The organism is Agrobacterium sp. CGMCC 11546 (assembly GCF_013365515.1).
Taxonomy (GTDB): domain Bacteria; phylum Pseudomonadota; class Alphaproteobacteria; order Rhizobiales; family Rhizobiaceae; genus Agrobacterium; species Agrobacterium fabrum.
This window is the reverse complement of record NZ_CP047387.1, coordinates 2,087,271-2,099,734: the sequence shown is the minus strand read 5'-3', so window position 1 is coordinate 2,099,734 and position 12,464 is coordinate 2,087,271. Positions and strand designations below refer to the sequence as shown.

Annotated in this window: 13 protein-coding genes; 8 read left to right on the top strand and 5 right to left on the bottom strand. The window is 58.3% G+C overall.

Translation table 11 applies throughout. The annotated features are described in order from the left end of the window. Window position 1: 1 nt before the first annotated feature. The 3 genes from GSF67_RS10550 to GSF67_RS10540 form a co-directional block, all read right to left on the bottom strand. Window positions 2-1,159, bottom strand: a complete 1,158-nt coding sequence (locus GSF67_RS10550; protein WP_006314644.1) for a DUF2333 family protein — start codon at window positions 1,157-1,159, stop codon at window positions 2-4. A 238-nt stretch (window positions 1,160-1,397) separates the two neighbouring features. After that, on the bottom strand, window positions 1,398-1,850 hold the full coding sequence (locus tag GSF67_RS10545; RefSeq protein WP_006314643.1) for a pseudoazurin: 453 nt from the start codon (window positions 1,848-1,850) through the stop codon (window positions 1,398-1,400). A gap of 113 nt (window positions 1,851-1,963) precedes the next feature. Continuing rightward, entirely contained in the window at window positions 1,964-2,545 is a 582-nt protein-coding gene (locus GSF67_RS10540; RefSeq protein ID WP_006314642.1) for a thymidine kinase, read from the bottom strand. 378 nt (window positions 2,546-2,923) lie between these two features. Between GSF67_RS10540 and GSF67_RS10535 the strand changes: the two genes are divergently transcribed. From GSF67_RS10535 to GSF67_RS10520, 4 genes are all read left to right on the top strand, one after another. Beyond that, on the top strand, window positions 2,924-3,826 hold the full coding sequence (locus GSF67_RS10535) for a choline ABC transporter substrate-binding protein (RefSeq protein ID WP_371814443.1): 903 nt from the start codon (window positions 2,924-2,926) through the stop codon (window positions 3,824-3,826). Between the two features lie 290 nt (window positions 3,827-4,116). Next, entirely contained in the window at window positions 4,117-4,968 is an 852-nt protein-coding gene (gene choW / locus GSF67_RS10530) for a choline ABC transporter permease subunit (protein WP_035216112.1), read from the top strand. Next, complete coding sequence (choV, locus tag GSF67_RS10525; protein ID WP_006314637.1) at window positions 4,965-6,011, top strand: choline ABC transporter ATP-binding protein; 1,047 nt, start codon at window positions 4,965-4,967, stop codon at window positions 6,009-6,011. The genes choW and choV overlap by 4 nt, the downstream gene beginning before the upstream one ends. A 542-nt stretch (window positions 6,012-6,553) precedes the next feature. Beyond that, window positions 6,554-6,874, top strand: a complete 321-nt coding sequence (locus GSF67_RS10520; protein ID WP_006314636.1) for a helix-turn-helix transcriptional regulator — start codon at window positions 6,554-6,556, stop codon at window positions 6,872-6,874. Window positions 6,875-6,993: 119 nt separating this feature from the next. On the opposite strand, the gene GSF67_RS10515 is transcribed toward GSF67_RS10520, so the two are convergent. Continuing rightward, a complete protein-coding gene (locus GSF67_RS10515) occupies window positions 6,994-8,169 on the bottom strand; it encodes a DUF3095 domain-containing protein (protein ID WP_006314635.1) in 1,176 nt (391 codons plus the stop codon). Window positions 8,170-8,455: 286 nt separating this feature from the next. Between GSF67_RS10515 and GSF67_RS10510 the strand changes: the two genes are divergently transcribed. The 4 genes from GSF67_RS10510 to queF all read left to right on the top strand — a co-directional run bounded on the left by GSF67_RS10510 (window position 8,456) and on the right by queF (window position 11,601). Next, window positions 8,456-9,562 (top strand): branched-chain amino acid ABC transporter substrate-binding protein, encoded by a 1,107-nt coding sequence (locus tag GSF67_RS10510; protein ID WP_006314633.1) that lies wholly within the window; start codon window positions 8,456-8,458, stop codon window positions 9,560-9,562. Between the two features lie 67 nt (window positions 9,563-9,629). Next, window positions 9,630-10,031 (top strand): glyoxalase superfamily protein, encoded by a 402-nt coding sequence (locus tag GSF67_RS10505; protein WP_006314632.1) that lies wholly within the window; start codon window positions 9,630-9,632, stop codon window positions 10,029-10,031. 155 nt (window positions 10,032-10,186) lie between these two features. Further along, complete coding sequence (locus GSF67_RS10500) at window positions 10,187-11,089, top strand: cation diffusion facilitator family transporter (protein ID WP_006314631.1); 903 nt, start codon at window positions 10,187-10,189, stop codon at window positions 11,087-11,089. Between the two features lie 47 nt (window positions 11,090-11,136). Beyond that, entirely contained in the window at window positions 11,137-11,601 is a 465-nt protein-coding gene (gene queF, locus GSF67_RS10495; protein WP_006314630.1) for a preQ(1) synthase, read from the top strand. Between the two features lie 25 nt (window positions 11,602-11,626). Here queF and GSF67_RS10490 read toward each other — a convergent pair whose 3' ends face one another. Then, window positions 11,627-12,373: a DUF2076 domain-containing protein gene (locus GSF67_RS10490; RefSeq protein ID WP_006314629.1), complete on the bottom strand. Its 747-nt coding sequence runs from the start codon at window positions 12,371-12,373 to the stop codon at window positions 11,627-11,629. Window positions 12,374-12,464: the final 91 nt, after the last annotated feature.

The window sequence follows — 12,464 nt, the reverse complement described above, 5'->3', positions numbered from 1 at the left end:
ATCAACGGTCGAGAACCGAGCGAAGCTCGACGAGGTTCGAGCGCACCCGCAGAACATAAAATCCCATGGTGGCGAGGTGCGACGGCATGAGCCAGCCGCTTTCCTCGCCGTTGGAAATGATGGCCGGCTGGATGCGCAGCGCCGCGCGGGTCTGCGACAGCGTGTCGTTCCAGAGGTTGGTCAGGTTGCGTTCGCGGATGACCTGCGCAAAGTCGGAGCCGGCGGCGGAAAGCACGCCGTAATAACCATAAAGCTGGCCATAGGCGAACCAGAAGCGGTCATCGGCACGCGTGTCGAACCAGCCGCCATTATAGTTTTCCGAACGTTCGCGCAGAATTGCAGACGTGGAACCGATATCGCCTGCGATACGGTCGATGAACTGGATCAGGTTGTCGGCGCGGGTATCGAAGACGGCTTTGCAGGCGGTGAGTTCGCCGTTGAAGGCCTGGAAGCTGCGGATGGCGGCGCGGTAATAGCTGGGGGTCGGCGTCTTCGGGCCGAAGGGATCGAGGCCGAAATACCAGGAATATTCGCTGAACTGCATGTTGCCACGCGCTTCCTGGAGATTGTTATTGATACCCGAGGTGCCGCGCACGCGGCCGAGCGTATCTACCAGCTCCACCGAGGTGCGGCGCACAGCCTGGTTCACGCCGCGCTGGAACGAGGCCTTGTTATCGAGAAACGGTGTGCTGTCCCAGTCCATACCAAAGAGGCCGAGGCGATAGAGCAGCATGGAGGAAATCCATGCATTCTGGTTGACGTTGAAGTCGGTAAGGTCGACGGCAGCATCCACGATGGCCGAGCGCTGGCACACGGGTGCGGAGGTGTTTGCTGCAACACCGGTTGCGCCGGCGGCAGCAGCCGGAGTTACGGCCGGCAATTCCTGTCCGGGGGGCACGGTGCGTTCGGCAAGTTTGTAGCGGGAAATGTAATCCGGATCGAAATTCGTCCAGACCTGGGTTTGCCAGACGAAATATCCGTAGAAACCGGCCAGCAGGATGGCGATCAGAGCAATTGGGCCCTTGATGAGCCAGTTGCGGCCGCTGTACCAGCCATGCGCGGCCATGAAGGGCCATAAAAGCCATGCGACGAGAAGACCGGCAGCCTTGCCGATAGCGCTGAAACCTGCCTGAATCAAAGCGGTGATCCGGTCTATCATGTCGTCATCGTCTCCTCTGCCCGTGGGCCGGATGCGGCAAGAAAAATCCGCGGTTCGGCAGGGTGCCTTTGGCGTTCCCTGTCAACCGCGGCCATTTACTGTCTTCCAGATATGTCCCGGTCAACCGGGATACAACATGATTGCGAAACTTTTCTCAACCTGCGGTCCGCGCCTGATGTTGCGGCATTTCGATGATGCCGGATCAACGAGGCCGGTGCGGGACCGAGGCGATATGAGGTTAGAGGCCGAGCTTGGCGATCTCCTCGTTCAGCCGGTCGCGTGCCTTTTTCGGCAGTTTGCCGTTCTTGACGACGTCCAGATTGGCGGGTGTCGCATCGCCGACAACGACGAGCGCGATCATGCCCATGCCGAGATGCGGGGTGCATTTGACGACATAAGCACCTTCCTTCTCGACCGTGATCTTCACCGCTTCGTTCATCTTGCCCTTGAACTCTGCAACACCCTCGGGGATCATGTCCTTCACGGCTGCCGCATCATGGCCCTTGTCGACCGGCACGAAAGTGATGACGTCGCCGACGGCGGCCTTGACGGTTGCAGGTTCAAAGACCATCGCCTGACCGTCGCTGCCCTTGTTGAGCATCTTCACTTCGATTTCGGCGGACAAGGCGGGAAAAGCGCAAAGAGCGGCGACGATGGCGAGGCCGGCGAATTTGGCAGTTCTGTTCAGCATAATTCTGCTCCTGAGAGAAAGCACATCCACGCGAATGTGTCCCCGTCGTCTTAGCGCAGGAGCGGACAGGCCATCTTTGCGAAAAATCAAATGCGGCAACCGGACGCAGCGGGTCAACTGCAGTTAAATGTTTCCACCCAGTGGCGGCGGCAGAAGGAAACGTATTTCCCGTTGCCGCCAACTTCGATCTGGGCGCCTTCGGTCACGACCTTTCCTTCGCTGTCGAAGCGGGCCACCATCGTCGCCTTGCGGCCGCAATGGCAGATGGTGCGGATTTCGCGAAGCTCGTCGGCAATGGCGAGCAGTTCCTTCGAGGCCGGGAAGAGCTTGCCCTGGAAATCCGTCCGCAGGCCATAGGTCATGACCGGAATGTTCAGCCGGTCGGCAATGTTGGCAAGTTGCCAGACATGGTGCTCGGAGAGGAAATTGGCTTCATCGACGAAGACGCAGGCGACAGGTGCCTGCGCGTGCAATGCCGCTACCTCGGCGAACAGGTCGGTATTTTCATCGAAGGTCCGGGCTTCGGAGGACAGGCCGATACGCGAGGCAACGCGGCCAACGCCGGCCCGATCGTCAAAGGCGGCCGTGAAGATCAGAGTGCGCATGCCGCGTTCCTGATAATTATAGGACGCCTGCAACAACATGGTCGATTTGCCGGCATTCATCGTCGAATAATTGAAATAGAGTTTTGCCATGATCCACTCCCGGAGCGCCTCGCGTCTGCGGACGCTTCGCAATGCTTCAACCTATTTGCGGACATCGCGTCCCACGAAAGCGATTCCCGTTTGCACCGATGCCATATGCCGCGTGTTTTGACCGCGGAAAAGCGGGTTGAAAAGTGCCATCGAGGGAAAAACACAGATTTCCGCACGCTGCCGTTTCAGCGAATCGGGTTTGCGAAAAGGCGGCGATTTTCACGATTTTGTCGCAAACGGGGGTCCAAAGCACGCAAATGCACGCGAGTTGATTGTGGCCGGAAGATATTGATAATGGCAAGGGAACGAAAAAACAGGGAGCAAACAATGTTTGCAAATAGAAGTCGCTGTCTGGCGCTCGCCGCGGCAATCTCCTCCATGACGTTCAGCGCGGCCGTTGCCGCCGAACCGGCAAGTTGTGGCACGGTGCGTTTCTCTGATGTTGGTTGGACCGACATCACCGCCACGACGGCGACCGCCACCGTGCTTCTGAAAAGCCTTGGCTATGAAACAGACGTCAAGCTTCTCTCCGTACCCGTCACCTATACGTCCTTGAAAAACAAGGACATCGACGTCTTCCTCGGCAACTGGATGCCGACCATGGAAGGTGACATAGCGCCCTACCGCGACGACAAATCGGTGGAAACGCTCAGGGAAAACCTGACCGGCGCGAAATATACGCTGGCGACCAATGCCAAGGGTGCCGAACTCGGCATCAAGGATTTCAAGGACATTGCCGCCCATAGCGCGGAACTCGGCGGCAAGATCTATGGCATCGAGCCCGGTAATGACGGCAATCGCCTGATCCTCGACATGGTAGCCAAGGACAGTTTCGGACTGAAGTCCTTCGAGGTGGTGGAATCCTCCGAGCAGGGCATGCTTTCCCAGGTGGCCCGCGCCGAGAAATCCGGCGAGCCGATCGTCTTCCTCGGCTGGGAGCCGCATCCGATGAATGCGAATTTCAAGCTGACCTACCTGACCGGCGGCGACGACGTCTTCGGCCCCAATTTCGGCGGTGCGACGATCTACACCAATGTCCGCAAGGGATATGTCGAAGAATGCCCGAATGTCGGCGCGTTTCTTAAGAACCTGGAGTTTTCCCTGCCGATGGAAAACGAGATCATGGGCAAGATCCTGAATGACGGTCTTGAGGGCGAGGCGGCCGCAACCGCCTGGCTGAAGGCCAATCCGGCGGCGATCGAGCCCTGGTTCGCCAACGTCAAGACAAAGGATGGCAGCGCGGACGCCCTGCCTGCCGTTAAAAAGGCTCTCGGCCTTTAGGCCACAAGACGATGCATGACTGCACCCGGCCTGCGCGGCAGGTCGGATGCAGTGGGAAATACGATGCCCATGCATGACCTTGCCCGCGAATTTTTCTCGCATCGAAGGCCATGGATCTGCACCGCGCCCGGCAAAGACGATGCCGGCCGTCGCTTCTGTATTGGAGCAATTCCGGTGACAATAGATCACTGAAAAAGCTCCGCTTCTTTGTTGTCTGCGCAATTCCGGACGCAAAACCGCTCTGCATTTTTGCCGGAATTGCTCTCATTCACGAAAGGTCTTTTCTTACCGTGGAATGGCTCAGCGCTCCTGAAAACCGCCTGCCTATCGGCCGATATGCCAAGGAGGCCATTGACTGGCTGACCGGCAATCTCGCTTTTTTCTTCGATTGGCTCTCTTTCATTTTCCAAAGCGTCATCAACGCCCTGCTCTACGTGCTGCAGGCGCCGCATCCGCTGATCATCGTCGCGATCGTGACGGCGCTTTCGGCCTGGACGCGCCGCTCGGCCGGCATGCCGATCTTCACCGCACTCGGTCTGTTGCTCATCATCAATCTCGGCTACTGGAAAGCGACGACGGAGACGCTGGCCCTGGTCATCGCCGCCAGCGCCGTGTGCATGATCATCGGCATACCGCTCGGCATATTGGCGGCACGGCGTAAGTGGATCTATGCCGGCATGCGCCCGGCGCTCGATCTGATGCAGACCATTCCCACCTTCGTTTATCTCATTCCGGCGCTGGTGCTGTTCGGCCTCGGCATGGTTCCGGGGCTGATCGCAACCGTCATCTTCGCCATTCCCGCTCCCGTCCGGCTGACGCGCCTCGGCATCGTCTCGACGCCGCCGGCGCTGGTGGAGGCGGCCGTCGCCTTCGGCGCAACGCCATCGCAGGTGCTGCGCAAGGTCGAACTTCCATTTGCCGCGCCGCAGATCATGGCCGGTCTCACCCAGACGATCATGCTGTCGCTGTCGATGGTGGTCATTTCCGCCCTGGTGGGTGCCAATGGTCTCGGCGTGCCTGTTGTGCGCGCCTTGAACACGGTCAACATCGCCATGGGTTTCGAAGCAGGGCTTTGCATCGTCATATTGGCGATCGTTCTCGACAGGCTTTTCCGCCTTCCCGGTACGGAGGATGATCTATGAGTGACGCCATTATCTTCGGAAATGTCGATATCGTCTTCGGCGACCGGCCGGACGCGGCGCTGGCGCTGATAGACAAGGGCAGCACGCGCGACGAGATCAATGCGCAGACCGGGCTGGTGCTGGGTGTCGCCAATGCCTCGCTCTCGGTCAGCGAAGGCGAGATCCTTGTGCTGATGGGGCTTTCCGGTTCTGGCAAGTCGACCCTGGTCAGGGCCGTCAACGGGCTTGCGCCCGTCGTGCGCGGCAGTGTCAGCGTGAAGACCAAGTCCGGTTATGTCGATCCCTATCGTTGTCCGGCGAAAGCGCTGCGCGATCTGCGCATGCACACGGTTTCCATGGTCTTCCAGCAATTTGGCCTGCTGCCCTGGCGCAACGTCGCGGACAATGTCGGCTTTGGGCTCGAACTGTCCGGCGTGCCGGAAGCCGAGCGCAAACGCATGGTGGCCGAACAGCTTGAACTGGTAAACCTTTCCGCCTGGGCCGACCGCAAGGTGGGAGAGCTTTCCGGCGGCATGCAGCAGCGTGTGGGCCTGGCCCGGGCCTTCGCCACCGGCGCACCCATTCTTTTGATGGACGAGCCGTTCTCGGCGCTCGATCCCCTCATCAGAAGCCGCCTTCAGGACGAACTCCTCGAATTCCAGAGTCGGTTGAAGAAAACCATTCTGTTTGTCAGCCATGATCTCGATGAGGCCTTCCGTATCGGCAACCGCATCGCCATGATGGAAGGTGGGCACATCATCCAGTGCGGAACCCCGCAGCAGATCGTCAGGCAGCCGGCAACGCCCTATGTCGCGGATTTCGTGCAGAACATGAATCCGATTTCCATGCTGACTGCCGCTGATGTGATGAAGAGGGGCGTGGACGAGAGGAGCGGCCGGTTGACTGTTGCCGCCACCGCCCTTCCTTCGTCGCCGCTGATCGATATTCTCGATGCGCTGTCAAAACACGCAGGTGCGATCGGCGTCGTTGACAATGGCGCGATCATAGGCACGATTTCGGCGGATGAAGTCGTGGCGGGGCTGACGCGACACCGCAAGAAATAGTGATTCGCCTATTTTGAACAAGAGCAAAGGGCTTCCTCAATGGAGGCCCTTTTTCTTTTCGGGCAAAGTCCGTGCAGCACAAGCATACCTTCCCACGCTGGCAAAGAATATTTTTTAATATCACAAGTTATGCATTAAAATAATTACGTATAAAAATCATATTGCAAATTTGGCAAAAATTGCGCAATGTTAATCTAGATTCTTTGGTTCACTATTAAATTTAAGGTGGTAATAGATTGAAGCGCCAAAATCCGGCGTCAAGCCTTGAGATAGAGGCGTCTAAGTTTTAATCTTTTATTTCTTATAAATACTATTTCTAATACATATTTTTATTATACTTTTCATAAAATCAGGCGAAACGCCAAAAAATTAAGCGCAATTTATTAACTCAATAATCGGTCAAGAATAGTCTTTGGAAGGGGCGCGATATAAGCAAGATTTAGGTATATACAACGTATCGACCGAATTATAAAAACACCTTTAGAACACCTATAATAGCCACCATGACCGTCTCTCCGACTGTCATCAGGAGACTTGAGCGTATGGATAATCAATCTCTGTCGGAACATAGCATCGCGGCTGCAGACTTGCTCTCAGCGATGGCGAACCCTAAGCGCCTGATGATCTTGTGCACGCTGGTGGATACGGAAGTGCCTGTTGGTGTTCTCGCTTCACAGGTTGGTCTCAGTCAGTCTGCTCTTTCGCAGCATTTGTCGAAATTGCGTGCCCAGCGACTGGTGAAGACACGACGGGATGCGCAGACCATCTATTATTCCAGCAACTCCGAATCCGTGAAGAAGATCCTCGCTTCACTTGAGGACATCTACTGCCAGGCGCAGAAGAGCAGCAAAACAGCGGCTTAACGTTGGCCGATGCAAGCCCAGGCAAGATGAGTGAATTAAGACCGGCGCGTGACGCCGGTTTTTTTTGTTGAAGTGGCCTTTTTCCTGCGTAAGCGTCTTGGTGGGGCATTGAGGTGTTTTCAGTTCGCCGCCGCGGCCTGCATCTGCGCCTTGAGGCGGCTTGCCGCAGCGGCATAGCCGCCATCGGCGCCATCGACGAAATGCATGTGATCCTTCGAAAGCGGAGAGGGCACGATACAGGTCATCAACGCGGCATCCTGCTCGTGCAGGCCATAATAACAGCTCCCCGAGAGGCGGCCCGCTTCCAGCCTTGAGCGGATTTTTTCGAGCCGTGTAATATCGATATCGACAGTCATTTTCAGGCCGTCGTCGAATTTCCTGAAATCGGTGTTGCTGGCGACCGAACGCCGGTAATGCGCGGCGCTGAACCGTCCGAGCGATAGTCCAGTTACACCGAGGAAATTGACAAGCAGGTTTTCGCCGAGAATACGAAGCGAACGGCGCGTCTTTCCCCAGACATCGTGATAGGCAGCGCCGGCACGGGCCTCGAGGCCAAGACCCTCACGCACGAAACCGAGTTTCGGCCCATCTTCGGGGACAGGGTGACCGTGTCTTGCATCCTGCTCTGCGAGATCGACGAGATCGATGACCAGTTGTCGAAAGGCCGACATGTCCCGCGAGGGGCCCGGCACGGCGATGATCGACACCACCTTGCCGTGGTTTGTGGGAATGGGGTTCCAGCGACAGGAAAGTCCCGTGAGGTCCGGTCGCTCGCCTGCTTCGGCTACGGGCAGGGCATATTGCCCTTCCTTCATCCGCGTTTCCGCCCAGCTGTTGCCGCCGCCCGAAAACATGGCGTAGGAAACATCCTCGCTTGCCTGAAAGCGGGCGACGCGAATATCGAAACCGTTCTTGCGAATATCCTCGACGGGAACCAGCGCCACACGCATCGCAAGGTCGAGATCGTCCTTCACCCAGCGCTGCACATTCGAAAGGGCGGTGCGTGCAACCGGCAGGCCATGGGGCGGCACGGCAACGGCGGCGCCATCGCCACCGAAAACGAAGGGCAGGTCATGACGTCCCAAGCTGTTCGATACGCCTGATATGACCGCGGCACCTGCCATGTTTACGGCCTTGTATCGGCCGGTGCCGATTGCCGCGGTCGAATCAACGATATCGGCAATGGCCAGCCCCCAACCCGGCGGCAAGGCGCGGTAAAGCGCCGGGTCTGCCACGTCTTCAAAATGCCGGAAGACGGGAAGGCCCGTCAGAAACTCTTCATCTGCTGCGATCATGGCGTATTATCCTCCAGCGGCGGCCAAACGCCAAGCATTTAGGCAAGGCCGATTTGCCCGTTCAGAAGGGGACGGTCCCGGCCAGTCTGGCGAAGGATTTAACGCTAATAGAGCTTATCCAGCAAAGGTGACTTGCATAAATCATCAAACCTTCCGTATGAGTTGAAAGGAAGGCTCGGAATTCAAACATGGAACGAGTTTTCGCCGGGAGGCGTCCGATAGTTTCATTCGGTCGACGCCCATGGCGCTCACCGGGTCCGCGACCCCTTTTTAAGGAGACACCAGGATGAAACTGAAGACATTGACCAGCGTGACGCTCGCAGCGTCCTTCGCATTCGCACCCCTTGCCCATGCCGAAATCGTCATCGGCCTGATTGCGCCGCTCACCGGCCCCGTTGCTGCCTATGGCGACCAGGTCAAGAATGGCGCCCAGACGGCAGTCAGTGAAATCAATAAAAAGGGCGGCATCCTCGGCGAGCAGGTCGTGCTGAAGCTCGCTGACGATGGCGGCGAGCCCAAGCAGGGCGTTTCCGCGGCCAACCAGCTGGTTGCCGAAGGCATTCACTTCGTCGTCGGTCCGGTGACATCTGGCGTTGCCATTCCGGCATCGGATGTCTTTGCCGAAAACGGCGTCCTGATGGTCACACCGACGGCGACCGCGCCGGGCCTGACCAATCGCGGCCTTTCCAACGTCTTCCGCACCTGCGGTCGTGACGACCAGCAGGCCGAGGTTGCGGCGAAATACGTTCTCGCCAACCTCAAGGGTAAGAAGATCGCCATCATTCACGACAAGGGCGCTTACGGTAAGGGTCTTGCCGATTCCTTCAAGGCGACGCTGAATGCCGGCGGCGTTACCGAAGTTCTCTACGATGCGCTGACACCTGGCGAAAAGGATCTCGGCGCGCTGACGGCCCGCCTGAAGTCCGACAATGCTGATATCGTCTATTTCGGCGGTTACCATCCGGAAGCTGGTCTTCTGGTTCGCCAGCTGAAGGATATCGGCTCCAAGGCTGCCGTCATCGGCGGTGATGGCCTCTCGAACAGCGAATTCTGGAACATCGGCGCGAAGGCCGGCGAAGGCACGATCTTCACCAACGCTTCCGACGCCCTGAAGAACGATGATTCCAAGGCCGCTGCCGAGGCCCTGAAGGCCGCCAACATTCCGGCGGAAGCCTTCACGCTCAACGCCTATGCCGCCGTCGAAGTCTTGAAGGCCGGTATCGAAAAGGCCGGAAGCGCCAAGGATTCCGAAGCGGTCGCCAAGGTTCTGAAAAGCGGCGAGGCTTTCCCGACCGCAATCGGCAAGGTCACCTATGGTGACAACGGCGACCTGACCTCGCAGGCCTTCTCGCTGTTCAAGTGGCAGGACGGCAAGATCGTCGCAGCCGAATAAGCTGATCGTACCGGCCGCACCTGTTGCGGCCGGTTTCATTTTACGGTCTGAAAAGAGGTAGGGCAGCGTGGTCGATGCCGAAACGCAAACCTTTGGGGAAATCGGCTTCGAGCGGATATTCCCGATCGTCAGAATTTTCGACGAGGCCAAGGCGCGGGAGTTTTATGTCGATTTTCTCGGTTTCGAGGTCGACTGGGAACATCGTTTTGGTGAAAACTTCCCGCTCTACATGCAGGTTTCGCGGGCCGGAATGGGGCTTCACCTCAGCGGCCATCACGGTGATGCGACACCGGGTTCCAACATCTTCGTGACCATGCGGGGCGTTCACACCTTTCAGAAGGAACTGGTCGGCAAAAAATATCGCTTCCTCAATCCGGGTGTTGAAGAACTGCCCTGGGGCGATGTCATGGAAGTCATTGATCCGTTCGGCAACCGTATCCGTTTCTGCGAGCAAAAAAACGGGGATTGAGGTTCGGGCCTTCACCGTCCGGCTCTTGACCTCGCCTGCGGTTTGAACGATAGAAAAGCCAATAGCGAACCGCGCGCACGGCCACCCCGTGCGCGCGGTTCGTGCGTTTTGGCAATCGATCATGCAATTCGTTCGCATCCGCACGGGGGCAGAAAATGAACAATGAAGGCAATGCGCTGGTCAGGAAGCTCGCATTCTGGGGCATCCCGCTTTCTTTCGGTGTACTCGGTCTCAAGCTCGTGGCCTGGTGGGTCACGGGCTCGGTAGCACTCCTGTCCGATGGTCTGGAATCGACCGTCAATGTGGTCGCGGCCTTCATCGCCTATTTCGTCATTCGTTACGCGCAGAAGCCGGCCGATGACGACCACCAGTTCGGCCACCACAAGGCGGAGTATATTTCCGCTGTCGTGGAAGGCGTGCTCATCGTCGTCGCCGCGCTTCTGATCGTGCAGGAGGCCTGGGGTGCTCTTTTCAATCCGAGGCTGCCGGAAGCACCGGCCCTCGGTCTGGCCATCAACGCCATGGCCGGCGTGATCAACGCGGTGTGGGCGACGATCCTGATCCGTGTTGGTAAAAAGCATTCTTCACCCGCGCTTGCGGCTGACGGTCACCATATCATGTCTGACGTCGTGACCTCTGTCGGCGTTCTTGTCGGCCTCGTTCTGGCGCTGATGACGGGTTACGCCATTCTCGATCCGCTGCTTGCCATACTGGTCGCCATCAACATCCTGTTCCAGGGTTCCAAGGTCATTATTCATTCGCTTGGCGGGTTGATGGACCGGGCGGTGGAGCCGGAAGAGGACGAGGCGATCAAGAAGGCGATCGCCGAAAATTCAGGTGGCGTCATCGGCGTGCATGATCTGAGAACCCGCCGCGCCGGTTCGGCCGCCTTCATCGATTTTCATGTGGTCGTTCCTGCCAGCATGACGGTGCGGGAGGCGCATGATATTTGCGACCGCCTTGAAGATGCCATAAGGGACGTCATACCGGGCGCCAGCCTTGCCATTCACGTCGAGCCTGAGGGCGAAAAGGCGCATGGCGTCAAAGTCATCGTTTGAACAGTCCGGGTCGCAATGATCCGGTTTTGAATAATCAGGAGTTTTGCATGTCCGTGACGGATGTTTCCGGCCTGTCGCAGCTGGGCACGAAGGTCGATACGCCAGAGAGCCCGGAAAAGGCCGTTCTTGAAAAGGTGCCGAACGGCAATGCCGGCACCGATTATGTCGTGCGTTTCACCGCGCCCGAATTCACCTCGCTGTGCCCGATGACCGGCCAGCCGGATTTCGCCCATATCGTCATCGACTATATTCCGGGCGAGTTTCTGGTGGAATCGAAGTCGCTGAAGCTCTTCCTGCAATCCTTCCGTAATCACGGTGCATTCCATGAGGATTGCTCGGTCTATATCGCCAAGCGGCTGGTGGAGCTGTTGCAGCCGAAATGGTTGCGCATCGGCGCCTACTGGTATCCGCGCGGCGGAATCCCGATCGACGTCTTCTGGCAGACGGGAGCGGCGCCCGAAGGCGTATGGCTGCCGGATCAGGGCGTTGCACCGTATCGGGGTCGCGGCTGATCCGGTTTTTCAGGCGATTGCAGGCTCAGGCGAACGAACCGTCGTCGCCTGAATCGGAATCCATGTCGTCGGCGCTATCGTCGTAATCGGCCTGCTGGATATCGTCATCGTTGTTATCCTGCGGGTTGGCGCTGTCGCCGTAATAGTTGTTGATGACGGTTTCCTCGACGGGCGCGTTACCAGCAACATTGCCGCCGCCGAAGGGCGAGCCAAGGCCAAGCGACGACATGTGGCTGCCGAAAATGCCGCTCAGCGAATTGGCAAGCAGCATGCCGCCGGCGACACCTGCGGCGGTGCCGAGCGCGCCCTGCAAAAAGCCGCCACCCGAACGTCCGACGGCGGCGGGTTGCTGGCTCCAGGGCCCGGCTGACTGCTGAGCGGCAGGTGCGCCCCAGGGTCCGGCAGTCTGGCCGGCGGTATCGTTGCGCCAGGAGCCTGGTGCGGCCGCCGGGGCTGGTGCCGGTGCGGGTGGCTGCGGCTGGCCGGTGCCGAAGATGGAGCTGAGGAAACCGCCCTGCGCCGCCGCTTGCGGGGCGTTGCCACCGCTTTCCAGCGCATGGATGCGGTCTTCGAGCTGTTTGATATGGGCGGCTGCCGCTTCCAGACCCTTTTCCTGAACGATCACCGCCTGGGCGAGATAATAGGGAGCTGCGGGCTGATCGCGCACGGCGTCTGCGATCAATGTTTCCGCCTCGCGGTCACGCGGGGTGGCGGATGCGGTTTTGGTCCTGTCGAACAGCCCCTTGAGAAGCTGGCTTTCTTCCGGTGACATATGCTGCCTCCTTACCGTGAAGCGTAAATCCACGATAAGGAGGTAGGCCACAATTCAGGCTTTTCAAAGCGGTCCAAATTTTAAATTTCGG